Raw genomic sequence first — 26,201 nt, 5'->3', positions numbered from 1 at the left:
CCTCCCCCGCCGCAGGCGGGGGAGGAAAACGGCAGCTTTATCATGCGGCATTACTTATTGTATCAAAAAGGAGGCGGATGCCCCGATGAATGCCATAGCTGCGCAGGGGCTGGGAAAGTCGTACGACGGGAAGATGGCCGCGCTTGCGGATCTGACCCTTCAGGTGCCGCAGGGAGGCGTGTGCGGCTTTCTCGGCCCGAATGGCGCGGGCAAAACGACGACGGTAAAGCTTTTGACCGGGCTGCTGCGACCCACATCCGGAGAATGCTCTGTGATGGGGCTTTCGCCCCGGAGCGAGCCTGAGCGTGTGCATGCCCTGTGTGGAGTCATGACAGAAACGGCTCATATGTACGGCAGTATGACCGGTCAGCAAAATCTGGAGTTTTTCGGCCAGACAGCGGGGCTCGCCCGCACCCAGGCCAAGGAGAGGGCAGAACTGCTGTTGCGCGAGCTGGAGCTCTGGGAGGCCCGGGATCAGAAGGCGGGTCAGTATTCCACCGGAATGATGCAGCGCCTATCTTTGGCGCGCGCGCTGATACACGAGCCGCAGGTCCTTTTTTTGGACGAGCCCACCAGTGGCCTTGATCCCGAATCGGCTCAGGCGGTTAACGAAATGATTTCCACTCTGGCGAAAAAAAGCGGTGTTACCGTGTTTTTGTGTACGCATCAGCTGCGCTATGCGCAGGATCTGTGTACTACCTACGGGATTCTGTACCGCGGCCAGATGATTCTGCATGGCGATTTTGCCGCCCTGTGCGAGGGAGCCGGGTGCCATATCAAGGCGGGTATCCTCACGGAGCCGGAGCAGGCCCTGCACGGTTTTGTGAAAAATGGGGAGTACTGGGAAATGGAAATTGCGTCCGAGGCCGAAATGCCCGCGATTTTGCGTGATCTGGTCGCGCAGGATATTCCGGTGTATGAAGCGCGGCTGATCCGCCCCACGCTTGAGGATGTTTATTTTTCCTGCCTGCAGGGCCGGGAGGTGGCAAAATGAAGCTGTTGTCGGAGCCGGAGCTTGCTGTTCTGAAAAAAGACTTTAACGAGGTCTGGCATCTTCGCAGCGTGCGCGGCACGCTGGTTGCCGTGCCAATCTGCATGGTGGTGTTTCTGCCGCTGCTGTACCTGTTTCTGGTGCTGTATGCCCCGGCTGATCAGCTCAACGGGATAGACAACATGATGAAGCTGATGCCGCCGGAGCTTTTGAACGTTTTTAATTTAAAGCAGTCCATGTTCTATTTGATGGTGAATCTGGTCTGTCCCATGTTTTTCCTGATGATCCCACTGATGTCCTCCACTACTTCGGCCGCGGCCAGCTTTGTGGGAGAAAAGGAAAGGGGAACGATGGAGACGCTGCTGCTGACTCCGCTTTCGGCCCGCAGCCTGTTTAAAGCAAAGGTAGCGGGGTGCGCGGCGCTTTCCTTTCTGATTTCGGGAATCTCCTTTGTGACGTTTTCCATTGTGGTGGGAGCCGGCAACCTGATTCTGAAAATGCCATTCTTCCTTAACTGGAACTGGCTGGCACTTGTGTTTGTACTTTCGCCAGCCGCAACGGTGTTTGGCGTGATTTTTATGGTTTTGCTTTCCGGCCGATCAAAAAGCTATTTGGAATCCATGCAGCTGTCGGGCTATATTGTGCTACCACTGGTACTCCTGCTGATCGGTCAGTTTACGGGGTTGATTTATCTGGACGCGTTTTGGACTCTGCTTGCCGGCCTTGTGTTGGCCCTGGCGGATGTACTGCTTCTTTTTTTGTCCTCCAGAAAATTCAATTCAGAGCTGCTTCTGAAAAAATAAGGCTTTGTTTTTTCATTACTGCTACTCAGGGACAAGCCGGGCTTGCAAAAGCTCTGGCTTGTTCCCTTTTTCCTGTGTCCTCATCCAGCGATCACGGATAAAAGTAATGTGACTTTGAAGATGCTGGTCTCTTTCTTCCACCTTCGGCGGGGGATAGAGACCACCGTTTTCTAGTCAGCTTGCTTGTAAAGCGGATCGGTTATACAGAAGAAACATCTTACAATTCACTTTTCAATTTGATATACTAATAATTAATGGGGGGATGATACTATGGCAGCGGATTTGCATTGTCATACAAGAATGTCCGACGGCGCGGTTTCTATAGATGAACTGGTGCTGCTGGCAAAAATAAAGGGGATTGGTACGATTGCGGTGACTGATCACGATACCTTTGCGGGGGCGACCCGTGCAAAGATTTTTGGGAATCGCCACGGGGTGGAGGTGATTCCAGGGATTGAAATCTCCGCTTACGATAACGCCCGGGGCAGGAAGGTACATATTCTGGGGTATTACTGTGAAAGTCCCGACCGCCTGGAGGGCCTGTGCAATCGCATCGGCGAATCACGGAAGCGGGCGGCCAATATTATGATGCAGAAGGTCATGCGGATATACCCGATTCCAGCAGAAATGGTGCTGCGCCGTGCGCAGGGCTGCACCAATATTTATAAGCAGCATATCATGCACGCGCTGATCGACGCGGGATATACCACCGAAATGTTCGGCTCGGTGTTTCATAAGCTGTTCAACCCGCGCGGGGGCCTTGCTTACTGCGCAATCGAATATCCTGATGTTCACGATGTCATCCGGCAGATTCACGAGGCCGGCGGCGTTGCGGTGATGGCGCATCCCGGCCAGTACGATGGGCACGACCTGATGCTGGAGCTGACCGAGCGGGGAGAGATCGACGGCATCGAGGTATGGCATCCTCTGCATTCAGAAGAGGAGATTCCCCAGTATATCGCGCTGGCGGGGCTGCGGGGTCTGCTCATGACCGGCGGTTCTGATTTTCACGGAATGTATACCTCTCATTCCTGTGCGCTGGGGACCTTTACCGCCCCCGACGAACAGCTGGAAGCTCTTAAAAAGAAAAGCCGCAAGATCAAATCCGGCGGCTGATTCATAAAAATCAGGGAGGAAAAGCAATGCAATATGAATTTCATCCCAATGGGGTATGTTCTTCCAGAATTTTTCTGGAGGTGGATGGAGATACTGTTCAAAAGGTTCAGTTTGTCGGCGGATGCAGCGGAAATAGCCAGGGGATCGGTGCCCTGGTGCAGGGCATGAAGGTCGACGAGGTGATCGCGCGGCTGCAAGGCATTCGCTGCGGGCGCAGAAATACGTCGTGTCCCGATCAGCTGGCGCAGGCGTTGCTGCTTTATCAATCAAAAAATAAAACAGACAATTAATTGCTCATCTTACGTGAAAAGGGAGCTGTGGGGTTTCCACAGCTCCCTTTTCGTGTGCGGGTCCAGACGATTTGCTGAGTGAAGAATTAGCAACCGCAGCCACAATTATTGTTGTTGTTGCAGCCACAATCATTTGAGCATCCGCTGTTGCCCCAGCCACCGCAGCAAAACAGAATGAGGATTAAAATGATGATCCAGCTGCAGCCACCACCAAAGTTATTGTTACACATTATTGTATTCCTCCTTTCGGTTTACACTATAGTATATTGCATGTAGAGAAATGGTGTTACAATAATTTTGCTGCATCATTTTCGAAGAGAAATTTTTAGCCAATACTCCTTCGAGGACTGAGATCCGCCCGAATGAATACAATTAAGAAAGGGCGGGGCAGCAAAAAAGAGAGAAACTATTTAGAATCGTTAGAAAATAATATGCTGAACGAGTTAAATTGCTACTGTTGGGGGAAATAGGTAAAAATTGACTTTAACTGACTTTGACTATCTGGCTGCTCCTCTTTATAATAAGATTTACAAAGTCAAAGAAAGTCAAATTAAAACCTCGACTGGAAGGGTGATCATGAAAATCAGCGATCATGTTGCCAATTATATACTGGCACTATTGGAGGAAGAAAACGGCAGAGCAGAGATTCAAAGGAACGAGCTTGCTGAAGTGATGGGGTGCGTCCCCAGCCAGATCAGCTATGTCATTACCTCCCGCTTTACGCCCGAGCAGGGCTACCTGGTAGAAAGCCGGCGCGGCGGCGGGGGATGTATCCGCATTACACAGATCCGGATGGATACGAGCGGCGCAATTATGCACACGGTCAATTCCGTTGGGGCTTCGCTCGACAGCACTACGGCGCGGATTATGCTTTCAAACCTGCTCCAACGCGAAATTATTTCAGAAAAGGCGGCGAACATTATGGCCGCAGCCTTGAACGACCGATGTTATCAGAATGTTCCGAAAGAGAGCAGGGATGTGCTTCGCGCAGCGATTTTTAAGCATATGCTGATGACACAGATTTGAGTTTTTAGGAGGGATTGTTATGAAATGTCAGATGTGCGGGAAGAACCCGGCCACCACGTATGTGAAAATGATTGTAAACGGCGAATTGACCGAATACGCTCTGTGCGGTGAGTGTGCGCAGAAAGCGGGGTACGGCAATCTTCTGTTCCCCTTTGCGCTGGATTTTAACAGCCTGCTTGGCAGTTTCTTCGGGAGCCCGGTTCCCGAAATGACGGATACAGTCCGCTGCCCGGGGTGCGGCTCTTCCTTTGGGGAGATCGCCCAGAGCGGCAAGGTTGGCTGTGCCGAATGCTACAATACCTTCCGCGACCGCATGATGCCGTCGATTCAGAGGATACATGGCAATACCAAGCACTTTGGCAAGCGCCCGAGCAGCCGCGCTTTACGGGTTACACCAGAGGCAAAGCTAAGCGTGGCCCCGCAGGAGGATACGGAGCTTACCCGCAAAAAGAGAGAGCTGCGCGAAGCGATTGAAAGCCAGAATTTTGAGCGTGCGGCGGTGCTGCGCGACGAAATCAAAACGCTGGAAGGGGATGGGAAGGCATGAAAAAATGGTATGAAAAAAGCGGGCAGGAAGCCGATGTAGTCATCAGTACCCGCGTGAGGCTGGCCCGCAACCTGAGCAAATACCCGTTCCCGGTGAAAATGAGCGCCGAGCAGCGCGAAAAGGTGGAAGAGGCGGTGCGCGACGCCGTGATGCGCGGTAACAGTTCAATCTCCAGCAGCTTCCGGTTTATCAGCCTCGACGACATCAGCCAGAACGAGGCGGTATCCTTAGTGGAACGCCACCTGGTCAGCCCGGAGTTTATCTCGGCTCCGAATGGACGCGGGCTTCTGCTGACGCAGGATGAAACCATTTCGATCATGATCAACGAGGAAGATCACCTGCGCATTCAGGTCATGCGTGAGGGCCTTGACCTGGAAGGTGCCTACGAGATGGTGGACCGGGTAGACGCGCTGCTGAATGAAAGCTTGCATTTTGCGTTTGATGAGGAGCTGGGTTACCTGACCCAATGCCCCACCAATCTGGGCACAGGCATGCGGGCGTCTTTGATGCTGCATCTGCCGGCTCTGCAGGAAAGCGGAGCCATGCGGCGGGTGGCTTCCAGCCTGTCAAAGCTGGGGCTTGTGATTCGCGGCATTTACGGCGAGGGCAGCGAGCCGGTGGGGGCGATTTACCAGCTCTCCAACCAGGTGACCCTGGGGCTGAGCGAGCAGGCCGCGGTCGCGAACCTGAAAAGCATCGCAGGCCAGCTGATCGCGCAGGAGCGCACGGCTCGGGCCGAGCTGGTGAAAACAGTGGAAGCACAGGATCAGATTTTCCGTTCCATCGGGATTCTGAAAAGTGCCCGTGTCCTCAACAGCGACGAATTCATGAGGCTGATTTCCTATGTGAGAATGGGCGTTGCCACCGGTCTTCTCACGGGGATTTCATATGACACAATCAGCAGCCTGATTGTGCAGATTCAGCCCGCCACTATGATGCTGACCAAGAAAATGACCACAGCCGAGCGGGATGCGCTGCGTGCAAGCATTGTATCTCAGCGGCTAAATTTACAATAAAAAGGGGGGGAACGATCTATGTATCGTTTTAACGGATTTACAGAAAAAGCAAACACCGCACTGAATCTTGCCATTGAATCGGCGGAAAATCTGGGGCACACCTATATCGGCAGCGAGCACATTGTGCTGGGCCTTTTGAAGGAAGGCACAGGAGTGGCCGCCACAGTGCTGAACAAGCTGCAGGTAACAGCCGAGCAGCTGGAAGCGCTGATGTCCGAAAAGATAGGAACCGGTGCAAAAACCAGCCTTTCAGCGGATGATTTTACGCCCCGCAGCAAGCGAATCCTTCAGATTGCAGTGATGGAGGCCGCACGGCTTGGCCATAATTACGTAGGCACCGAACATCTGCTCATCGCGATTTTGTCGGAGGGGGACAGCTACGGCGTTCGTTTCCTCCAGTCATTTGGCGCAAAAGCTGGCGACATTCTCAACGAAATCAGTTCTGCCCTGAACAGCGGAGAGGATCCCGTTTCCAGCAACTCCGGAATGCCTTCAGTTTCGTCCGGAAAAGGTGGCAAGGGTGGCAGCACGAAAACGCTGGACCAGTTTGGCCGCGACCTCACCGCGCTGGCGGCTAAGGGCGGCGTCGATCCCGTCATCGGCCGCCAGACCGAAATCGAGCGGGTAATTCAGATTCTGTCCCGCCGCACCAAAAACAACCCCTGCCTGATTGGTGAGCCCGGCGTTGGCAAAACAGCCGTCGCAGAGGGCCTTGCACTAAAGATCGCAGAGGGTCAGGTGCCGGAGCTATTAAAAAACAAGCGCGTGATCACACTGGATTTGACCGGTATGGTTGCCGGTACCAAGTACCGTGGCGATTTTGAAGAGAGAATCAAAGCCGCGATGGACGAAGTGCGCAACGCGGGGAACATCATTCTGTTCATCGACGAGCTGCATACCATCATCGGTGCCGGTTCCGCGGAGGGTTCCACAGACGCGGCAAACATTTTGAAGCCCGCGTTGGCCCGCGGTGATTTTCAGGTGATCGGCGCGACCACCATCAATGAGTACCGCAAATATATTGAAAAAGATGCTGCGCTCGAGCGCCGGTTCCAGCCTGTCATGGTTGGCGAACCCAGCGAGGAGGAAGCAATCGAGATCCTGAAGGGGCTGCGCGACCGGTACGAGGCGCACCATAAGGTCAAGATCACCGACGAGGCCATCGATGCCGCCGTAAAGCTGTCTTCCCGATATATTGCGGATCGCTTCCTGCCGGATAAGGCCATCGACCTGATGGACGAAGCTTCTTCCCGTGTGCGCCTGCGTGCTTTTACAGCTCCTGCCGATTTGCAGGACTTGGAAAAACGCATCAAGGAGCTGGAGCAGGAAAAAGCCGCCGCTATTAACGCGCAAGAATTTGAGCGCGCTGCCAAGGTGCGCGACGAGGAGAAAAAGGCCAAGGAGGAGATGGAAAGGCAGAAGAATCTGTGGACCGAGAAGCGCTCGCATGAAGGTGGAGAGGTCACTCCCGAGGACATTGCAAACGTGGTGTCTGTGTGGACCGGAATCCCCGTTGTGCAGCTGACAGAAGAGGAAAGTGCCCGCTTGCTGCATCTGGAAGACACACTGCATCAGCGACTGGTTGGGCAGAATGAGGCCGTTTCCGCTGTGGCCAGAGCTATTCGCCGCGGACGCGTCGGCCTGAAAGACCCGAAACGCCCCGTAGGCTCGTTCATTTTCCTTGGGCCGACCGGTGTCGGCAAAACCGAACTGACCAAGGCTCTGGCAGAAGCGATGTTCGGCGACGAAAACGCGATGATCCGTTTGGATATGTCGGAATATATGGAGAAGCACACCGTGTCCCGTTTGGTTGGTTCCCCTCCTGGATATGTGGGCTACGATGAGGGCGGCCAGCTGACCGAGGCCGTTCGCCGCAAGCCGTATTCTGTTGTACTGTTCGATGAGATTGAAAAGGCGCATCCGGATGTATTTAACATTCTGCTGCAAATTTTGGAGGATGGCCGCCTGACCGATGCGCAGGGCCGAAAGGTCGACTTCAAGAATACCGTGATTATTATGACCTCGAACGTCGGGGCACGCCTGATCACCGAGAAAAAGGGCAGTTTGGGCTTTGCGTCGGAGGATCATCAGAAGCTGGACAGCGACAAGCTCAAGGAGCTGGTGCTTGGCGAACTGAAAAGCACGTTCCGGCCCGAATTCCTGAACCGTGTGGACGACATCATTGTGTTCCATAAGCTCACCGACGGGGATATTCGCGAAATCGCAGGGCGTATGCTCAAAACACTGCAGAAGCGCCTGAGTGAAATCGGCATTTCTGCGGAGTTTACCGAGGACGCTGTGGCGGAAATCGCCAAAGAGGGCTTCGACCCGATTTACGGGGCGCGTCCGCTGCGCCGCGCGATTCAGACAAAGCTTGAGGACCGCCTTTCTGAGCTGATGCTGGAAGGAAAAGTACACGCAGGGAATCACGTTGTCTGTAATTTCGAAAAAGGTGAATTTATTTTTGTTGAATCTCCTATTGAGAAATAAGTTGACTGCGGCTATAATAACCTCACGCCGTAAGCAAAAGCAAAGCTTTTGGCGGCTGGGAGAGCATTGAATCATCTGCGATGCGATTGCGAAACTGTAAGTGGAAATTTTCTATACTCGCTGGATGATTTATGATATAATAGAGGCATTCATAAAGTGAAAGTGGGTGTTGTCAATGGAATCCGCAATGAACAGCCGCCCGGGTTTAGCAGCAGCTTTATTCCGATTAGTCGGTGCCTCGCTCCCTGCCGATTATACAGAAGAGGAAGAGGCGCAACGTTTGTATACGAAGCTCCAAAACGATCACGAACGTCTGCGCAAGGTAATTTCTCTTTGTGGTATTCCTAAAACGCCACAGCAGCTATTTATTGCTGCCACCGCTTGCAGCTGGCTGGGCGGGAACGACGAGTTGACAGCCAAGTATGCCCAGCAATACCTGGAAACGCCGGGGTGGGATCTCCTTTCCAGCGGAACGATGGTCGAAGAAGGCATCACCATCAGCCGCTGGGCCAGGAGCCGTGCGGAGATGTATGTGCTTTTGGCGCAGGCACAGGAAAATCTGGGCAAGCATGAAGCGGCTCTTACCAATTTCGCCGAGGCCTACCGCCTGGAGCCTTATGACGCGATGTATGCCGTGAAGATGGCGGGCATCATAGAAACCGCTCGAAGCCGCAAGGAGGCGCTGCAGTTCTTAAAACAGCAGACGCTGACCTCGTATTACCGCCCTCTGCACTATAAGGATGAGTACGGCCATCATGGCAGTAATCAAACCTTCCGGCAGATCATCGATTCCCATATTCTGCGTCTCGAATCGCTGGAAAAATGAAAAAAGGCCCGCAAAGCAGTGGTGACTGCTGCGCGGGCCTTTTTTGTTTTTCAGATAAATTCTGTTATGATTTGTTTGTCGCTGCATTCGGGGGAATAAACGAAGCGTTCCATGTGGTCGCCCTTAAAAAAGTATTTTGGGGGAATCGGGCGGTAAGAATAATCAAAGGTATCGATAATCACGAGCTTAATTTTCATGCGGGAGGGCAGAATGCTTTTAATATAAACGCTGGCCTGCTGCCCCGGCAGAACCTCCTCCTTGATTTCGGCAAGGCCGGCCAGATTAGGGGCCAACTCCACAAAAATTCCGTATGGCTCGGTAGAGCGGATGATGCCTGCCACGGTTTCGCCGGTATGGAACAGGGCAACGTTTTCCTCCCAGGTTCCTAAAAGCTCCTTTTGGGTGAGGGTAATGCGGTCCCCCTCCATCGATTTGATGATGGTGCGAACATCCATCCCTACCGTAAACCGTTCCCTGGGGTGGTCAATGCGCGAAACCGAAATGGCATCGATCGGCAGCAGCGAAATAATCCCGCAGCCGATGTCCGCGAAAGCGCCGAACGTTTCCAGATGAGTGATCCGGGCATCCGTCACGTCGCCGGGGCGCAGCTTCTCTATGTATTCCCTCCGGCATTTTTCCTGTGCTGCCCTGCGGGAGAGCACAGCAATCGCGTTGCCCGCATCATCCTTCTGAAATCCGGTTATGATAAAGCAGACAGGGCGGTTCACGCGGGAGATGATGGCAATATCCCGGGTGGTTCCCTCACGAATGCCCAGAGCGCCCTCTTCCCGGGGAATTAACCCTTTCGTGCAGCCCAAATCTACCAATAGATTATGGGAACTGTCACAAACAAGCGCCCTGCCCTCCAATATTTTTTCGTCCCGGCATGCGTCCATCAGAGCAGTCATGCTTGCCATGGCTGCCCGGTTTTCCGGCGTATCAATCTTCCAGCCCTCGGGCTTATAAGTATTCAGGCCCATTCTTTTACCTCCTTTTTCCGGTCAAAACATCTATATGCAAAAAAGAGCGCGCCTAATACAGAAATCAAAATGTTCCACTGATTTGAAACTTCCGGCGCGTAGTGTGTGGCATCGATTCCTTTTGGGAAAGCTTGCATATTTTTGTAAAATAGACTAAAATATTACCAAATCGATCAAGAAAAGGATGTGGTTTGATGCGGAAAAGAATCCGCGCAGCGCTGGTTGGATTTTCCTTGCTGCTGTTGCTGACAGCGTGTGGCGGCCAGCAGAGCAAAGTGCTCGGTTATCAGCTGGACAAGCCCGCCGCTGGCGAGGAAATCGCTGTAATGGAAACCAGCATGGGTGAGATGAAGCTCCGTTTCTTCCCGGAGGCTGCACAGAAGGCGGTAGAAAACTTTAAGCAGCTGGCGCAGAAGGGGTATTATAACGGAATTACCTTTCACAGGGTGATGAATAATTTTATGATACAGGGTGGCGACCCTACCGCAACCGGCTCCGGCGGTGAAAGCGCGTACGGTAAGGCGTTTGAGGATGAATTCAGCGAATCTCTCATCAATCTCCGCGGTGCAGTATCGATGGCGAATTCCGGCCCGAACACCAACGGCAGCCAGTTCTTTATTAATCAGGCTCCCGTATCTGCGTTTTCCGGCTGGGACTATTATCAAAAGGGCTACGACGTTTACAAGCAGAGTCCTGACGCGTTTACCACGCAATACGGCAGCTGGGTTGATATGAGTAAAATTTCAGATACCTATAAGAAGCTGTATACGGAAAACGGCGGAAATCCGACACTGGACGGCGCTTACAGCACCACAAAGAAAGGCCACACCGTGTTCGCTCAGGTGTTTGAAGGCATGGATGTTGTGGATCAAATTGCGGCGGTAAAGGTTAGCGAAACCAATAAGCCTGTCACCGATGTGACGATTACAAAGATTACACTGGAAAAATACAAGAGCTAATTTCTAACGTGTGTATGCAAGCCGCAAGCGGACTGCTTTAGTAATTGCTTACATGCGCTTAGAATCACAGAAAAGGAGATAATAGAAATGGAACTGATTCATGCAACCGAAGAAAATTTTGATCAGCTGATTACTGAAAATCCGCTGGTGCTGGTGGATTTTTGGGCCAGCTGGTGCGGCCCCTGCCGCATGGTAGCCCCGATTGTGGAGGAGCTTGCAAAAACCTTTGAAGGCAGCCTGACCGTCCTTAAGGTGGACGTTGACGATAATCAGGAGCTGGCCCGCCGCTACGGCATCATGAGCATTCCTACCATTATTCTGTTCAAAAACGGCCAAAAGCAGTGGGCTGAGGTTGGAGTAAAGCCGCAGACCTATTTTGAGGAGCAAATTCGGCAGTCGCTTTGATCGTTCCGGGAAAAAAGTGTTGTTTTTTCTCTTATCTTTGGTACTCCTTACGAATCCGACAAAATATCGCCTATCCCAATTGACACTCGCTGGGATAGGCGATATAATAAAATGCGGTAATTTGTGTTCCCCAGCAATTTGATGGGGAATTTATTTTTTAATGGGCAATTTGGCTGGTAGGAGGAAATTATGGCAGCAAAATTTGTGTTTGTGACCGGCGGTGTAGTGTCTGGCTTGGGAAAAGGAATTACTGCAGCTTCTTTGGGTCGTTTGCTGAAATCTCGTGGACTGCGTGTGACGATGCAGAAATTCGATCCGTATCTGAATGTTGATCCGGGTACGATGAATCCGTTTCAGCACGGCGAGGTATTTGTAACCGATGACGGCGCGGAGACCGATCTGGATCTGGGCCATTACGAGCGTTTTATCGATGAAAACCTGACGCAGAACAGCAACGTGACCTCGGGCCGCGTGTATTGGAACGTTCTTCAAAAGGAGCGCAACGGCGATTACGGCGGAGGAACCGTGCAGGTTATCCCGCATATTACAAATGAGATTAAGAGCCGTATCACGGCTGGCAAAGAGAATGTGGATGTCGCGATCATTGAGGTCGGCGGTACGGTGGGTGACATTGAGAGCCAGCCATTTTTAGAGGCGATCCGCCAGTTTGCGACGGAAATCGGCCGTAATAACTGCTTGTTTATCCACGTGACTCTGGTGCCGTATCTGGCCGCGTCTCATGAGCAGAAAACAAAGCCTACCCAGCACAGTGTAAAAGAGCTGCTTTCCATCGGAATTCAGCCTGATATTATCGTTCTTCGTTCCGAGCTGCCGGTTGGTGAGGATCAGAAAAAGAAGATTGCCCTGTTCTGTAATGTAAGAGAAAACTGCGTGATTCAGAATCTGGATCTTCCGCTGTTGTATTCCGTGCCGCTGGCCCTGAAAGAGGAGCGGCTGGATGATATTGTTTGTAAGCACTTTGGCCTCGATACCCACGGCGCGGATTTGACGGAGTGGATGAAGATGGTCAACACCGCCATGGCGCTGACTGAAACCGTTACGATTGCCATGGTGGGCAAATATGTAGATTTGCACGACGCATACCTGAGTGTTGCCGAAGCGCTGACGCACGGCGGCATCGGAAACCACGTTAAGGTAGACATTCGCTGGGTCGATTCCGAGCTGATTACGCCCGAAAATGTGGGCGAGGTTCTCGAAGGAGTGCATGGTATTCTCGTGCCTGGCGGCTTTGGCCAGCGCGGCATTGAGGGAAAGATCACGGCAGTTCAGTATGCGCGTGAGCGTAGAGTACCGTTTTTTGGCATCTGCCTTGGCATGCAGATGGCGATTGTGGAATATAGCCGCCACGTGCTTGGCTTGGAGGATGCAAATTCCGCTGAATTTGATCCACAGAGCAGCAACCCGGTCATCGACCTGATGCCGGAGCAGAAGGATGTTGTTCAGCTGGGCGGAACGATGCGGCTTGGAAAATACCCCTGCAAGCTCCTGCCTGGTACCAAAGCCTTCGAGTTGTACGATGAGCAGCCTCTCATTTCAGAGCGTCACCGCCATCGCTACGAGGTAAACAACGATTACCGTGATCGCCTGGAGGCGGCCGGCGTTATATTCTGCGGAAAATCTCCCGACAACCGAATTGTTGAGATGATGGAGCTTCCGGGTCACCCGTGGTTTATGGGTGCGCAGTTCCATCCGGAGTTTAAATCTCGTCCTAACCGCCCGCATCCGCTGTTCCGTGGTTTTGTCGGCGCTGCCAAGGAGTATAAAAGAGAAACTTCGGCTGATAATAATGCCACTTGAAAGCAGTGATTGAACTCTTCCCCCGCCGCAGGTGGGGGAAGAGTTCTTGTACTGGCGCTAGACCAATTTAAAGTGAATTGACGATAACACGAAAGGGTTAGAATCTCATGGAGCATAAAATCAAGGTATCTGCTCCGGTATATCAACAGATTGCGGCGGATATTGCCGCAAAGATCGTTGAGCGCAGGTACCAGGTGGGGGATAAACTGTACGCCCGGTCGGCGTTGGCCAGCCAGTACAGTGTTTCGCCTGAAACGGCCCGCCGGGCCATTGCCGTTTTGTCGGATCTGGAAATTGTTTCGGTAGTAAAAGGGAGCGGAGTCGTTATTCTCTCCTACGACAACGCGGTTCGCTTTGTTCAGCAGTTTATGGAGATTAAGTCCATGTACGACCTGAAAAAGAATATCATGGACAGCCTGGAGCGGCAGCGCAGAGAGACCGAGTATATGAAGGAATCCATTTCTGAAATCTTGGACAGGACGGAGCGCTTTCAAGCGTTTAACCCTTTTATTCCGTTTGAAATTGAGATTACGACCAAGACGCCGTATTTGAATCTTTCGATTTCCGATATTAATTTTTGGCACTATACAACCGCAACCATTCTGGGCATCCGCAGGGGAGAGATGATGATGATTTCCCCCGGGCCTTATGCGGTTCTCTCCGACGGCGACGTTCTCTATTACTGCGGCGATACAGACTGCCAGCGGCGTGTCCGCAACTTTCTGTATCCAGAGCATCCGCCGGAGCAGGCGATTCTTCAAAAATTACGTTCCTCCCATCGAAAAGTGGAGGAATAAAAGCAGCATCCTTTCGTTGCCTGATTAAGGCCAAAGAAAGGATGCTGCTTTTTATAATAGGGCTTTTCTACCGTCGTCATCCCTCATAAAACAATGTCTGATTATGCTTTAATTCGTCTTTGCTAAGCATTCAGAAACAGCAGTTAAAATCCCCTCAACGGAAGAAACCTGAATCGTTGCACGGCTCAGTTCTTCCAAACTGCCATATCCATATGTGCAGCCAATGGATATTAGGCTGTGCCGCGCTGCAATCTCCATATCCTGCCATCGGTCGCCAATCACTACCCAGTTGCCGGAACAGTTCAGGTTGATCAAGTCAAAAATCTGCCATTTGGGTGCAAAGGCGAAATCTTCCGTACAATAAAATGCTGAAAAGTATTGATCCAACCCCCAATATTCACGATGCGCCTGCATATAGCTGTGTTTGCAGTTGCTGAGAAAGATCAAATTGTGCCCCGCGGCTTTCAGCCGCTGCAGAACAGTTAGAGCCTGAGGGTACAGCTTTGCGTTTCCGGCGAGAGTTAGCCGCACCATCTCATCGCCTACGACTTTACTGCAGAAAGCTTTTTCTTGCTCAGTCAAAGCAGGCATGAACTGTGACCACATATCTTTTGCAGAGAATCCTAGCCAACGGCTGATCTCGTGTGCAGACCATTCCCTTTGGAGAGCCAGACCTTTCTTTACAAGTTGTTCATAGGAAAGGCGGAAGGCGGGCGCATAGATGTGAAGGCTTTCGTGCAGAGTTCCGTCATAATCAAAAATTAAGCTTGCCATGCTGCGCTTCGATCTCACGAATCAGGTTGACCATTTCAATAGCGCCCACAGCACAATCAAAGCCCTTGTTGCCTGCCTTGGTGCCTGCTCGTTCTATGGCCTGTTCAATATTTTCGGTAGTCAGCACACCAAACATGACCGGAATATTGCTATGCAGAGATACATGGGCAATCCCCTTGGATACCTCATTGCACACATAGTCGTAGTGTGTTGTGCTGCCCCGGATGACGGCGCCAAGGCAGAGGACGGCATCGTATTTCCCGGTTTTTGCCATTTTAGAGGCGATGAGCGGAATTTCAAACGCCCCGGGAACCCAGGCAATGTCGATAGCATCCTCACTGACCTCATGGCGTTTCAGTCCATCCAGCGCACCGCTTAGCAGCTTGCTTGTAATAAACTCATTGAAACGGGCTGCAACAACACCAACCCGAATATCCCTGGATACGAGTTTTCCTTCAAATGTTTTCATGGTGATACTCTCCTTTATTTGATATCAGTAATTCAAAAGATGTCCCATTTTTTCCTGCTTGGTTTTCAAATAGAACAGGTCATGTGCGCTAGCGTCCATTTGGATCGGAACACGCTCCGCAATTTCCAGCCCAAAATCGGATAGCTGATAGACCTTATCAGGGTTGTTTGTGAGCAGGCGCAGGGTCTTTGCACCAAGGTCACGCAGAATCTGCGCGCCGATGAAATACTCCCGCAGATCTCCCGAAAAACCCAGCGCAAGATTCGCCTCTAACGTATCCATCCCCTGATCCTGAAGCGCATAAGCGCGCAGCTTATTGATCAAGCCGATCCCGCGGCCCTCCTGACGCATATAAAGCAGAATGCCGCGGCCTTCCTTTTCAATCTGCGTCATGGCCGCTGCAAACTGCTGGCCGCAGTCACAGCGCTGAGAACCGAAGGCGTCGCCGGTCAGGCACTCGGAGTGGACCCGGCATAAAAGGTTCCGGCCGTCGCCGATTTCCCCCTTTACCAGCGCCACATGGTGTTCGCCGTTGAGCTTGTTACTGTATCCATAAATCTTGAAATCACCGTATTTGGTAGGGAGGGATGCACAGGTGACCCGCTCCACCAGATTATCATTCCGTTTGCGGTATTCCTGCAGGGCTTTGATGGTAATCATCTTAAGGCCCCATTTTTGCGCCAGCTCCATCAGCTCCGGCGTACGCATCATGGTACCGTCCTCCCGCATGATTTCACAGCACAGGCCGCATTCCTTTAAACCGGCCAGCCGCATCAGATCCACCGTAGCTTCGGTATGCCCGTCGCGTTCCAGAACGCCGTTTTCCCTTGACAGCAGCGGAAACATATGGCCGGGACGACGGAAGTCCTCCGGCTTCGCATTTTCTTCCACGCATTTCATGGCGGTTATGCTACGCTCGGCAGCCGAAATACCTGTGGTGGTACTCACATGGTCGACAGAAACCGTGAACGCAGTTTCATGGTTATCCCTATTATCGCTGACCATTTGAGGAAATTGCAGCTTTTTGCAAAGTGTTTTGCTCATAGGCATACAGATCAGGCCCTTGCCATGCACTGCCATAAAGTTCACATTTTCCGTAGTGGCAAACTGGGCGGCACAAATAAAATCGCCCTCGTTTTCGCGGTCTTCGTCATCGGTAACCAGAATAATTTTGCCCTGCCGAAGCTCTTCCAGAGCCTCTTCAATGGTGCTGTATCCAAACATTTTAATTCCTCCTGTTTTAAAAGCCGTGTTTCGCAAGAAATTCGGCTGAGATCGTTGTCCTGGGTGATTGGGCTTCCATGAGCCGCTCCACGTATTTTCCAATACAGTCGTTTTCCAGATTGACCATGTCGCCAATGTGTTTGCCGGACAGAATGGTCTTTGACGCGGTATGCGGTATAACGGAAACGCTGAAACCATCCTCATGGACTTTCGCCACCGTCAGGCTGATCCCGTCTATTGCAACCGAGCCTTTTTCAATGATGTACTTCAAAATGTTGGGGTCGGCTTTCACAGTATACCAAACGGCGTTATCGTCTTTTGTAATGGCGGAAATTGTTCCGGTGCCGTCGATATGTCCCGAGACAATGTGTCCGCCGAACCTGCCGTTTGCGGGCATTGCGCGTTCCAGATTGACCGGGCTTCCTGTGCGCAAGCTTCCCAGAGAAGAGCGGTTCAGGGTTTCGTGCATCACATCGGCAGTAAAGCCGCTTTGAGAAAAGAAAGTGACGGTAAGGCAGACGCCGTTAACCGCGATGCTGTCCCCAAGGTGAATATTCTCCAGAATCATCCGGGACTGCACCGAGACGGCGGCGGATTTCTGGCCTTTGCGGATGGTCTGGATTCTGCCGATCTCCTCTATGATCCCTGTAAACATCCAAGCACCTCGCTTTCCAATAAAATATCTTCGCCAATCCGCGTGATTGTCGGTTCGCTCAGCCGGAAGGCATCCTTCGGGAAATCGACGCCGAGGCCCGCTACCGGAGTCTTTGCGCTGCCACCAAACAGTTTGGGAGCAATATAAGCCTGAACCCTGCTTACGATTCCGCTTTGCAGGGCAGACCAGTTTAGGGTGCCGCCGCCCTCCAGCAAAACGCTGTCGATTTTTCTTTCGCCCAGCACCCGCATCAGGTAGTTTAAGTCAATGTGACCGTCTTTTTCGGGCAGTACTACAATATCGCAACCTGCTTCCAGATAAGGCCGATGCTTTTCACGGTCCGTTACCGCTGTGGCCAGGAGCGTACCGGCAATTTCTGTCGACGTGACAAGCCTTGCCTGTAACGGCGTTCGCAGGTTGGTATCACATATGATTCGAAGGGGATTTCTGCCGTTTTCCATCCGGCAGGTCAGCAGGGGGTCATCCTCGAGAACAGTGCCAATGCCCACCATGACGGCAGAATATCGGTGCCGGTCTTCATGAACGCGCCGGCGCGCCGCTTCCCCGGTAATCCATTGAGACTTACCCTTATGTGTGGCGATTTTTCCGTCCAAAGTCATGGCGTACTTCATAATCATGTAAGGTGTGCCGTTTTGAATGTAATGAAAAAAACTTTGATTGAGCGCATCGCATTCGTCTTTTAATATGTTTTTCGTCACTTCGATTCCATGGGAACGCAGAATTTCAATCCCTTTCCCCGAAACCTGAGGATTTGGGTCGGATGATCCAATTACTACACGATGAATGCCGCTCTCCAGAATGGCGTCGGTACAGGGCGGCGTTTTTCCGTAATGGCAGCAAGGCTCAAGGGTCACATAGATCGTGGCACCAGCCGGGGATAATCTACAGCTTGCGAGAGCATTACGTTCCGCATGGAGCGCCCCATACCTTTCATGATACCCCTGCCCGATGATCTGACCATCCTTTACAATCACCGCGCCCACCATCGGATTTGGATTTACCCATCCGCAACCTTTTTTTGCAAGCTCGACGGCAAGACTCATATATTTTGAATCCGTCATATCACACCTCCAAAATATAAAAATGCCCTGAACAAAATCGTTCAAGGCATTCCAGTACCGCAGATGTAAACCGGTGCTGATGAAAATAAAAAAGCTCTGGAATAAAAACTATTCCAGAGCAAATTTTCATACACACAGAAACACTGTATCCATTCATCTTCTTTCATCCAGACTATACTGTCGGCTTCGGAGTTTCACCGAATCATGCCTTGCGGCTCGTGGGCTTTACCACCGGTAGGGAATTGCACCCTGCCCTGAAGATATTATTCAATTGTATTCATAATACCATTTGTTCTGTGTTTGTCAAGAGAAAAGCGAAGCACAGCGGTGTTTTCTTTGTTGCAAATAATTAAACCGTAGTTCCATCTGAGAGTTCTTTCTCCTCCTGATGATCCGAAATGCGGTAGCACAGCGTCATCAAGCTGTCGTTCAAATGGACGTTTTCCACTACGGTGTCCGGGTACTTCATTGTAATATCATAATGGCTGAAATTCCAGAAGTTGCGGATGCCGAGGTCATACAGCTGCTCCGCGAGCTTTTCTGCGCCTTCCCGCGGAATACAGAGGATCGCCATGGCCGGCTGCTCCGCATCGCAGAATTCTTTCAAACGGTGCATGTCGGTTACGGAAATACCGTTGATCTCGGTGCCGATTTTAGTCGGCGAGTTATCGAAGATTCCCACCAGCTGAAACCCCTGCGTGGTAAAAGACATATGGAGTGCCAAGGCTTGCCCCAGATTGCCGGCTCCGATCAAAATTGCTTTGTAAGCGTTTCCGAGCCCGAGAATTCCCCCGATTTCCCGCTGCAGCTGATCGACAATGTAGCCATAGCCCTGCTGGCCAAACCCGCCAAAGCAGTTTAAATCCTGGCGGATTTGAGAAGCGGTAAGACCCATTTTTTCAGACAGCTCTTTGGAAGAGATACGGGTCATCCCCATTTTTTTGAGATGCGTTAGAAAGCGGTAATAACGCGGAAGTCGCCGAATCACGGACATGGAAACGTTTTCCCGTTTAGACATTTAGTCCACCTCCAATAATTTTAAATATTCCTTTTATATTAATTGCTCACAAAACAGTGGAAATAAATTTCCAGTTTACCCCCGCCGCAGGCGGGGGTAAATCTTTTTGCCTGTTTTATGGAGATTAGTGTTTAGATAACGAATTGATGAATCATTGTTAAAATAATCAGGTGCAAGGGATAAAACACATAAAAGAACCATTTACCCGCAGAGGAAGTACCGCGCTGCCCGTTATAGCAAAGCAGCAGAGGAACAGCCAGAAGAAGGCCAAACTGAAAGAATCCGCCCCACGGCGGTGCACTGCTAAGCAAAGAATTATTCCAGGCTAAAAAACCGGCAGCGACCGTGGCCGCCCCCGCGAACAGAAGCATCTGCCGTATGGGGTCAAGCCGGTGTTCGGCAAATACGATCGTAAAAATTACCGCAAAAACCGACCAGTCGCCCAAAGAAGCCAACAGCATAAGCAATAGTAACCCAAGCCATCCGACGAGTCGATCTCGCAGTTTGTCCAAAATCCAGACCGAAAGAAGGGCAAACAGTAGCGTGAACAGCACGTTCAGGTGAAGGGGAAGAGTCAGGACGTGCAGGTTTCCTGTCAGAAAGAAGTGATAGGGTATCTGAGAAATCACCGCAAAGACTGCCAGCCTCGCCGCATATCTGGTACGGCTGCGGGTTTGGTAATATCCCTGCGCGATGAAGAAGCACATGATTGGGATTGTGGTTCGCCCGATCGCATGAAGAAACTGGCCGGTTCCGCTGTAGGTTGAGAGGAACAGCCATGCAAAATGATCCGCCAGCATGGCGGCTGCCGCAATCAGCTTCAGGGAATATGCGGATAAACCACAATGAGTGTTCTTTTTCATTTGGCTTGTCTTTCCCTTCTGGTGGGATAAGCCTCTCTGTTCGTGCAGAGAATCTAAAAACAAGTGAAACTTATTATGAAGTAAAACGAAAAGCTTGTCAATGCCTTTCAGAGAATGAAACCCAAGATCGATAATTTTTTATCTTTCAATTAGACGAAATTTAAACGTTTGTATTCCGAATCGGAAAAGCTGTGATTTTCTTACCAGAATAGTATAGTATATTTTATATCAAATGGATACACCTAACGCAGAATCTGGTAAAAAAATATCACGAGATTCCGGTTGCGAGAGACTTTAATATCGTATGAATTTACAAAAAGGAATCGTCCGCTGCAAAACAGTGGGATGGAAGAAGTAAATGATTGAAAAGGGAGAGCGGACAAAGAATTATTCCATCATAATATAAAAAAGTGGGGGATTACTTGCAGAAAGAAGAGCAAGTAATCCATTTTTTGCATCTTATGGTAGGGAAAGGAGCGTTATCATGTCTACCAGAAAAGGAATTGATGTTTACAATGGGACAGGTAAGGTCGACTGGATGCTTGTAAAAGAAGCCGGGTACGATTTTGCCATGATCAAATCCAGTGAAGGGAACACACTGGCAGATCACAGCATGAGTGAAAACTTGACTAAGGCCGCGATGGCCGGTCTGCATACCGGTGTGTACCACTGGACTCACGCCGTTTCAACGGAAGAAGCCGCAAAAGAGGCTGAGTTTTTTCTGAATTTGATCCGGGGCTGCAAAATGGAATACCCTGTGGCACTGGATGTGGAACAGGATACGATACTCAGCCTTCCACGCGATCAACTGACCGATATTGTAATAGCCTGGTGTAATCAGGTGAAACAGGCCGGGTATTATGTGGCAATCTACGCGAATCTGGATGTTTTGCGAAACCACTTGGACTGGAGCCGAATCAAACAGTTTGATTTGTGGCTGGCTCAATATCATACGGAACTGTCGAATGAATTCCCTGCATCAATTTGGCAGAACAGTAATACAGGAAGGGTTCCCGGAGTAAAAAACGGAACGGGAGATGTTGACCTGAACCTTTCCTTTCGGGAGTATCCGGAGATCATACGCAGGGGAGGCTACAACAATTTTTCGGCGACTGCACCTCCGGTACAGTCGAGCTTACCTCTTTCTCTCGATACCAGTAGTAAAGATATGGCTGTGGGGGAACGTTACACTGTTCTTGCCAGATGTGAAGAAAAACCAGAAGTAACTGTAACGGGGCGGGATGTGATTCAGGCTTCGGAGCCAAGGCTGGATGCAACGGGGCGCGGATGGCTGATCGATGTCACAGCTCAAAAGCCGCCGGTACGCCACGCACACATTCAGGTTCGCTCCAAAGAAAAAACCGCCAACTGCAATTTCAATGTGATGTAACGGTGTCTGGGGGCGAAAATGTGGACAAAATAAAAGCCGGTTTGGCTGCCGTATTCGCGGTAGCTTCTGCCCGGCTGGGAATCCTTGCGGTTCCCGTTTACCTTTTGATCTTGTCTAGTCTGGCCGACTATGTTACGGGGATCATTGCTTCTGTTTATCGGAAGGAAGCGGTCAGCTCCTACCGAAGCATCCGGGGTATCGTTAAAAAGATACTCACGTGGGCGCTGGTGGGGGTAGGGGCTGCAATTGACTATCTGCTTATGTATGCAGGCAGTCAGGCCGGAATAGAGCCGGTAACGGTTCGCTTCGCGGTAGCCTCTCTGGTGGCTGTTTGGCTAACGGTAAACGAGCTGCTGAGCATCCTGGAAAACATTCAGGCAACCGGTGTTGCGCTTCCGCCTTTTTTAACGCGAATTCTTCAGGGCATTCAGAAATGCGTTGAGAAGCAGCAGGATGACGACACACAACCAAGGCAATAAATTTCTTGTTTTTTTGAAAGCAAAAGGGTCTTCCTCCAATCTCATTCGGAGGAAGGCCCTTTTGCTCTTACAGCTTAAAATCATCCAGATCATATTCCCTCAAAGGGGGTAGCGCGCGCGGGGTGCGCATCAGAGGATCATAGGAAAAGCGACGGCAGGAGCCGTCCTCCCTGATCGTCAGGCCTTTGGAACACATGGGCTCCTCATCCGTTCCTGTATTATAGCTGCAGTAATCGCAGTTGGTTTCAATTTGACTTCCGAATAATTTTTTCTTATGTCCGAACAAAACAATTCCTCCGATTTTCCGGGCCGGGCAATCTACGGCCTTGGTATCCTGCATATGATTTAGTTATTATAGCATGATTTTTTACGGAATTCCAGCCTTTCCGCCCCGACGGAGCAGAGCAGAACAATACAGAGTATCACCAGCGCGGCCGCCGCGGCAGGGCTGCCGGAAAGCTCTCCGTTTAGGGAGCGGGAGGTATTCTGGAACGCGGGGGCTGCCTGTGGAAAAATCTGGAACAGCACAATAGCGAAAATAGCCGAGAAAATTCCCTTGATCAGCTGGTGGGCAAAGAACATCGAGCGGGAAAACGGAATTTTTGTCAGGGACGACAGCACCTGAAAATGAACGCAAATCCCACCCCAGCCCATGGCGAAAGCAAACAGCATCGCGCTGCCGCCCAGAGCCGCAATATCAAAGCAGCCGCCGGTTACTTCCATGATCACTGAAAGGGCGGAGCCGCATACGGCGGAGGGCATCCCCAGACGAAGCAGAAATTGTGCCAGAAAGGCGGCGCCCCCGATTTCACGCAGCAGCGCGATCAATACCGAAAACAGGATCACAAAGGCGCACAAATTCATGGTTCCTCTGGCAGCGTCCACCGTGGAATCAATCAGCGGGGAAGAGCTGTGCTTGGCACGCTCCGCGGGCGCTGCGGAAAGAGATTCTTTCGGCTCTGAAAACTTTAAAAGGAATCCCAGCAAAACGGAGGCCCCCAGCTGGGCGCTGAGCAGAATGGCGCCGGCAGTCGGGTTCCCCAGCAGCCCGACCCCAACCACGCTGATGACAAACGCCGGGCCGGCGTTCACACAGAACGAGGCCATGCGGGCCGCCTGGCGATCGGTAATGCTGCCCTGCTGATGCAAAGCGGCGATTCCCCGCGCACCGACCGGGAACCCGCCGATCATGCTCATCAGGATGGTGGCGGCGGTACAACCGGGCAGGCGGAACAGAACCCGTGTCACCGGGCTCAGAAACTTGCCCATGGCGTCAGAAATCCCCGATTTTACCAGGTAGGTGGAAAGCGCCATAAACGGGAACAGGGAAGGTACCAAAATAATCAGACAGTACTCCAACCCCCGTATGGCGCCCGATGTCGCCGCGGCAGGCAAAAACAAAAGCCCCGCTCCAAAAGCGGCGGCGAACAGCGCGGAAAATACTTTACCGGAATACATATGCTTCACCTCAAATCATGTATATGAATCCGGGTGATTTTTATATCCCGGATTGCATAAGTTTATAGTATTCTGCTATATAAAGCGAAATCGCGGCTGTTGTTTCTTCCCGCCTTCGGTGAAGGAGAAACGCCTAGGTTTCTGTTATTTATTTGCAGAGTATCGCAAATTTAGAAAAATCACGGGATGAGGTGTGGCGGTGAAGAAAAAGCAATTGAACGAGCCAAATCTTCCTCCGCCTTCGCTGCTCAGCGGATTCCGCATGGAAATCAGCGGGAACCGCGAAGCGGTTTTAGAGGGCTGCGGCGGTGTTCTGGAATACAGCGAAGAAGCGATACGGGTACGCGCGGGAAAGATGAGTGTCCGCTTTACAGGGCGGGGCCTCAAGATCAAATGCCTGACGGCGGATTCTCTGGTAGTAGAAGGATATCTGACAGGACTGGAATTTATAACGTGAGGTGTGACAATGGGGTCGATTGCTTTTGTGCGCTGGATTCTGGGTTGGGTGGAATTCCAAATTTACCCGCGCAGAAAGGGTGCGTGTGAGCGCTTTCTAAATCTGTGTGCCCGGCAGGGTGTGGCGCTTTGGCGCATTGGGCGCGCGGAGAATTTTTTCACTGCGTCCATCGTGGTCGGGCGGTATGAAGAGCTGCGCCCAATCGCGCGAAAAGCCCGGGTGCGCCTCAAAGCGGGCGAGCGCCACGGTCTGCCTTTCCTGTGGAAAAAAGTTTCCGCCAGAAAAGGGCTGCTGGTGGGGTTGGCTCTGTTTGCTTTTACACTGCATGTCTTCTCTATGTATGTATGGAGCGTTCAGGTTACCGGGAACACCAGTATTCCCGGCGATAAAATCATTGCGGAGGCAAAAAACCTGGGGCTTTCTCCCGGCGCGCTGAAAAGCCGACTGGAATATCAGGAGCTGCAGCGCCGGTTGATGATCGCCTTTCCGGATGTTTCATGGCTGTCGGTCAATACGCAGGGCTGTACGGTAGAAATTGCTCTGGAAGAGCAGATCAAGCACCCCGAAGCGGAAAATCAGGAAAAGATCAGTAATCTGAAAGCCTCCGCCTCCGGGCAGATTTTAAAGCTGGAGGTTACAGGCGGAGTGTTGCAGGTAAAGGTGGGGGACGCGGTGGTAAAGGGCCAGCTGCTGGTCAGTGGCGTCGCAGACAACACCTTCGGCGGAACGCGGATGATGCGCTCTTCCGGCAGAATCATCGCTGAAACCGAAAAAAGCCTTGTGGTCGAAATCCCAATGAAGCAGACTGTCCTGCGCCCGACAGGCAAACAGATTGTCCGCCGCAGCGTGCGGATTTTTGGTCTGGAGCTACCTCTGTCCCTCACGGGCCGCCCGCAGGGCGAGTACCAAAAGGCATCGCAGCGTGTTACGCTCAAAGGCAAAACGGGCGATCTGCCGATTTCGGTCTACACCGAAACCTGGTCGGAGCAATCGCGGGAGCAAGTCACCCTGACCGAGGCGCAGGCCGAGGCACAGGCCAATGTAAAAATGGAGGAATTAAAACAGCAGGAATGGAAAGATGTGAAGATTCTTTCGTCCAATCTTTCCGGGAAAATCGACGGGTCTGTTTACCGCATGACTCTGTACTGCCAATGCGAAGAAAATATCGCGCTTGAATCAGAAATACTGTTTAAACCATAGAAATTTTGTGAATAATTTTATTGAATTTTTATTGTATTTCTGATGACGGATGGTGCGAATCATGTTATAATATACAAGAAATGCAGAGATGGCGAAAGGTGAAAGAATGTTTGAGCAACGCATTAATATCGATCGCATGGAGCAAGCCGTTGCGCTTTTCGGCAGCTTCGATGAAAATATTAAGCTGGTGGAAAAGGAATATCAAGTCAACGTTGTTGGGCGCGGAGCGGAAATCAAGGTTTCCGGTGAGCCTGAAAATGTAGGGAAGACGGTTCGTGTCATCGAAAGCCTTCTTTCCCTTATAAACAGAGGGGAAGCACTCAGCGAGCAGAATGTGCGCTACTGCATCTCCCTTATCAACGACGGCAGCGAAGAAAAAATCGAGACCTTGGCGGGCGACTGCATCTGCATTACGTCGAAGGGCAAGCCCGTAAAGCCCAAAACGCTCGGGCAGAAAAATTACTGCAATCAGATCCGGCAGAACACCATCACCATTGGTGTGGGGCCCGCCGGTACCGGTAAAACATACCTCGCTGTGGCCATGGCGGTCACGGCGTTCCGCGCTCAGGAGGTCAACCGGATCATCCTGACCCGGCCCGCAGTGGAGGCCGGCGAAAAGCTGGGTTTTTTGCCGGGCGATTTACAGCAGAAGGTAGACCCTTACCTGCGCCCTTTGTACGATGCGCTGTTCGATATGCTGGGAGCGGAAACGTACCAAAAATATCTCGAGCGCGGCAATATTGAAGTGGCGCCGCTGGCGTATATGCGCGGCAGAACGCTGGACGACAGCTTCATCATTTTGGATGAGGCGCAGAACACCTCCCCCGAACAGATGAAAATGTTTCTGACCCGATTAGGCTTTAACTCTAAAATGGTAATTACCGGCGATGTGACGCAGATCGATCTGCCGGACGGCAAGCGTTCCGGCCTGAAAGACGTGATGCGGATTTTGAAGAACATCGATGACATTGCGCAGGTCAGATTCAGCGAAAAGGATGTTGTGCGCCACCGTCTGGTGCAGGACATCATCAAGGCTTATGAAAAGAATGAAGAGAGCAGGAGATAGAG

General features: G+C 51.5%; 28 protein-coding genes and 1 riboswitch. Of the genes, 18 read left to right on the top strand and 10 right to left on the bottom strand.

Annotation, left to right across the window (positions count from 1 at the left end):
- Positions 1-85: 85 nt before the first annotated feature.
- The 9 genes from QOS46_RS05085 to QOS46_RS05045 all read left to right on the top strand — a co-directional run bounded on the left by QOS46_RS05085 (position 86) and on the right by QOS46_RS05045 (position 9,105).
- Entirely contained in the window at positions 86-994 is a 909-nt protein-coding gene (locus tag QOS46_RS05085) for an ABC transporter ATP-binding protein (protein WP_283607767.1), read from the top strand.
- Complete coding sequence (locus tag QOS46_RS05080; RefSeq protein ID WP_283607765.1) at positions 991-1,794, top strand: ABC transporter permease; 804 nt, start codon at positions 991-993, stop codon at positions 1,792-1,794. The genes QOS46_RS05085 and QOS46_RS05080 overlap by 4 nt, the downstream gene beginning before the upstream one ends.
- A gap of 270 nt (positions 1,795-2,064) precedes the next feature.
- The gene (locus QOS46_RS05075; RefSeq protein WP_283607764.1) at positions 2,065-2,910 is read left to right on the top strand and encodes a PHP domain-containing protein; all 846 of its coding nucleotides are present in this window, start codon (positions 2,065-2,067) and stop codon (positions 2,908-2,910) included.
- A gap of 26 nt (positions 2,911-2,936) precedes the next feature.
- Positions 2,937-3,200, top strand: a complete 264-nt coding sequence (locus QOS46_RS05070) for a TIGR03905 family TSCPD domain-containing protein (protein ID WP_283607763.1) — start codon at positions 2,937-2,939, stop codon at positions 3,198-3,200.
- Between the two features lie 576 nt (positions 3,201-3,776).
- Positions 3,777-4,226, top strand: a complete 450-nt coding sequence (locus tag QOS46_RS05065) for a CtsR family transcriptional regulator (RefSeq protein WP_283607762.1) — start codon at positions 3,777-3,779, stop codon at positions 4,224-4,226.
- A 19-nt stretch (positions 4,227-4,245) separates the two neighbouring features.
- Positions 4,246-4,773, top strand: a complete 528-nt coding sequence (locus QOS46_RS05060) for a UvrB/UvrC motif-containing protein (protein ID WP_283607761.1) — start codon at positions 4,246-4,248, stop codon at positions 4,771-4,773.
- Positions 4,770-5,789 carry a protein arginine kinase gene (locus QOS46_RS05055; protein WP_283607760.1) on the top strand — a complete coding sequence of 340 codons (1,020 nt, stop codon included), beginning with the start codon at positions 4,770-4,772 and terminating at the stop codon, positions 5,787-5,789. The genes QOS46_RS05060 and QOS46_RS05055 overlap by 4 nt, the downstream gene beginning before the upstream one ends.
- An 18-nt stretch (positions 5,790-5,807) precedes the next feature.
- Entirely contained in the window at positions 5,808-8,279 is a 2,472-nt protein-coding gene (locus tag QOS46_RS05050) for an ATP-dependent Clp protease ATP-binding subunit (RefSeq protein WP_283607758.1), read from the top strand.
- 280 nt (positions 8,280-8,559) lie between these two features.
- The gene (locus QOS46_RS05045; RefSeq protein ID WP_283607757.1) at positions 8,560-9,105 is read left to right on the top strand and encodes a hypothetical protein; all 546 of its coding nucleotides are present in this window, start codon (positions 8,560-8,562) and stop codon (positions 9,103-9,105) included.
- A 50-nt stretch (positions 9,106-9,155) separates the two neighbouring features.
- Here QOS46_RS05045 and QOS46_RS05040 read toward each other — a convergent pair whose 3' ends face one another.
- Positions 9,156-10,085, bottom strand: coding sequence for a S1 RNA-binding domain-containing protein (locus tag QOS46_RS05040; RefSeq protein ID WP_283607756.1), 930 nt, complete (start codon positions 10,083-10,085; stop codon positions 9,156-9,158).
- Positions 10,086-10,279: 194 nt separating this feature from the next.
- On the opposite strand from QOS46_RS05040, the gene QOS46_RS05035 reads away from it, so the two are divergent.
- From QOS46_RS05035 to QOS46_RS05020, 4 genes are all read left to right on the top strand, one after another.
- A complete protein-coding gene (locus QOS46_RS05035) occupies positions 10,280-11,044 on the top strand; it encodes a peptidylprolyl isomerase (RefSeq protein ID WP_283607755.1) in 765 nt (254 codons plus the stop codon).
- Between the two features lie 87 nt (positions 11,045-11,131).
- Positions 11,132-11,449, top strand: coding sequence for a thioredoxin (gene trxA / locus QOS46_RS05030; RefSeq protein ID WP_283607753.1), 318 nt, complete (start codon positions 11,132-11,134; stop codon positions 11,447-11,449).
- 189 nt (positions 11,450-11,638) lie between these two features.
- Positions 11,639-13,267, top strand: coding sequence for a CTP synthase (locus QOS46_RS05025; RefSeq protein ID WP_283607751.1), 1,629 nt, complete (start codon positions 11,639-11,641; stop codon positions 13,265-13,267).
- A gap of 107 nt (positions 13,268-13,374) precedes the next feature.
- Entirely contained in the window at positions 13,375-14,064 is a 690-nt protein-coding gene (locus tag QOS46_RS05020; protein ID WP_283607749.1) for a GntR family transcriptional regulator, read from the top strand.
- Between the two features lie 108 nt (positions 14,065-14,172).
- Here the strand turns inward: QOS46_RS05020 and QOS46_RS05015 are convergent, their stop codons facing one another.
- From QOS46_RS05015 to QOS46_RS04985, 7 genes are all read right to left on the bottom strand, one after another.
- A complete protein-coding gene (locus tag QOS46_RS05015; protein ID WP_283607747.1) occupies positions 14,173-14,838 on the bottom strand; it encodes an HAD family hydrolase in 666 nt (221 codons plus the stop codon).
- On the bottom strand, positions 14,819-15,307 hold the full coding sequence (gene ribH / locus QOS46_RS05010; RefSeq protein ID WP_283607745.1) for a 6,7-dimethyl-8-ribityllumazine synthase: 489 nt from the start codon (positions 15,305-15,307) through the stop codon (positions 14,819-14,821). The genes QOS46_RS05015 and ribH overlap by 20 nt, the downstream gene beginning before the upstream one ends.
- Positions 15,308-15,331: 24 nt before the next feature.
- Complete coding sequence (locus QOS46_RS05005; protein WP_283607743.1) at positions 15,332-16,531, bottom strand: bifunctional 3,4-dihydroxy-2-butanone-4-phosphate synthase/GTP cyclohydrolase II; 1,200 nt, start codon at positions 16,529-16,531, stop codon at positions 15,332-15,334.
- A 16-nt stretch (positions 16,532-16,547) separates the two neighbouring features.
- A complete protein-coding gene (gene ribE / locus QOS46_RS05000) occupies positions 16,548-17,186 on the bottom strand; it encodes a riboflavin synthase (protein WP_283607741.1) in 639 nt (212 codons plus the stop codon).
- Positions 17,168-18,268 carry a bifunctional diaminohydroxyphosphoribosylaminopyrimidine deaminase/5-amino-6-(5-phosphoribosylamino)uracil reductase RibD gene (ribD, locus tag QOS46_RS04995; protein WP_283607739.1) on the bottom strand — a complete coding sequence of 367 codons (1,101 nt, stop codon included), beginning with the start codon at positions 18,266-18,268 and terminating at the stop codon, positions 17,168-17,170. The genes ribE and ribD overlap by 19 nt, the downstream gene beginning before the upstream one ends.
- A 151-nt stretch (positions 18,269-18,419) precedes the next feature.
- A riboswitch (FMN riboswitch) is annotated at positions 18,420-18,534 on the bottom strand.
- Between the two features lie 83 nt (positions 18,535-18,617).
- On the bottom strand, positions 18,618-19,286 hold the full coding sequence (locus QOS46_RS04990; RefSeq protein ID WP_283607737.1) for a redox-sensing transcriptional repressor Rex: 669 nt from the start codon (positions 19,284-19,286) through the stop codon (positions 18,618-18,620).
- Between the two features lie 131 nt (positions 19,287-19,417).
- A complete protein-coding gene (locus QOS46_RS04985; protein WP_283607735.1) occupies positions 19,418-20,149 on the bottom strand; it encodes a TraX family protein in 732 nt (243 codons plus the stop codon).
- A 484-nt stretch (positions 20,150-20,633) separates the two neighbouring features.
- Here QOS46_RS04985 and QOS46_RS04980 point away from each other — a divergent pair, with 484 nt between their 5' ends.
- On the top strand, positions 20,634-21,539 hold the full coding sequence (locus QOS46_RS04980; RefSeq protein WP_283607732.1) for a glycoside hydrolase family 25 protein: 906 nt from the start codon (positions 20,634-20,636) through the stop codon (positions 21,537-21,539).
- Positions 21,540-21,559: 20 nt separating this feature from the next.
- The gene (locus QOS46_RS04975; RefSeq protein WP_283607730.1) at positions 21,560-22,018 is read left to right on the top strand and encodes a phage holin family protein; all 459 of its coding nucleotides are present in this window, start codon (positions 21,560-21,562) and stop codon (positions 22,016-22,018) included.
- 67 nt (positions 22,019-22,085) lie between these two features.
- On the opposite strand, the gene QOS46_RS04970 is transcribed toward QOS46_RS04975, so the two are convergent.
- Entirely contained in the window at positions 22,086-22,304 is a 219-nt protein-coding gene (locus QOS46_RS04970) for a hypothetical protein (protein ID WP_283607728.1), read from the bottom strand.
- A 59-nt stretch (positions 22,305-22,363) separates the two neighbouring features.
- Positions 22,364-23,476 carry a nucleoside recognition domain-containing protein gene (locus QOS46_RS04965; protein ID WP_283607726.1) on the bottom strand — a complete coding sequence of 371 codons (1,113 nt, stop codon included), beginning with the start codon at positions 23,474-23,476 and terminating at the stop codon, positions 22,364-22,366.
- A 199-nt stretch (positions 23,477-23,675) separates the two neighbouring features.
- Between QOS46_RS04965 and QOS46_RS04960 the strand changes: the two genes are divergently transcribed.
- The 3 genes from QOS46_RS04960 to QOS46_RS04950 all read left to right on the top strand — a co-directional run bounded on the left by QOS46_RS04960 (position 23,676) and on the right by QOS46_RS04950 (position 26,199).
- Entirely contained in the window at positions 23,676-23,933 is a 258-nt protein-coding gene (locus tag QOS46_RS04960; protein ID WP_283607723.1) for a YabP/YqfC family sporulation protein, read from the top strand.
- Positions 23,934-23,942: 9 nt separating this feature from the next.
- Complete coding sequence (locus QOS46_RS04955) at positions 23,943-25,133, top strand: sporulation protein YqfD (RefSeq protein ID WP_283607720.1); 1,191 nt, start codon at positions 23,943-23,945, stop codon at positions 25,131-25,133.
- Positions 25,134-25,239: 106 nt separating this feature from the next.
- On the top strand, positions 25,240-26,199 hold the full coding sequence (locus QOS46_RS04950; RefSeq protein WP_283610771.1) for a PhoH family protein: 960 nt from the start codon (positions 25,240-25,242) through the stop codon (positions 26,197-26,199).
- The last annotated feature ends 2 nt before the right edge of the window (positions 26,200-26,201 follow it).

This window comes from Faecalispora anaeroviscerum (genome assembly GCF_947568225.1).
GTDB lineage: Bacteria > Bacillota > Clostridia > Oscillospirales > Acutalibacteraceae > Faecalispora > Faecalispora anaeroviscerum.
This window is presented reverse-complemented; position numbering and strand designations above follow the sequence as displayed.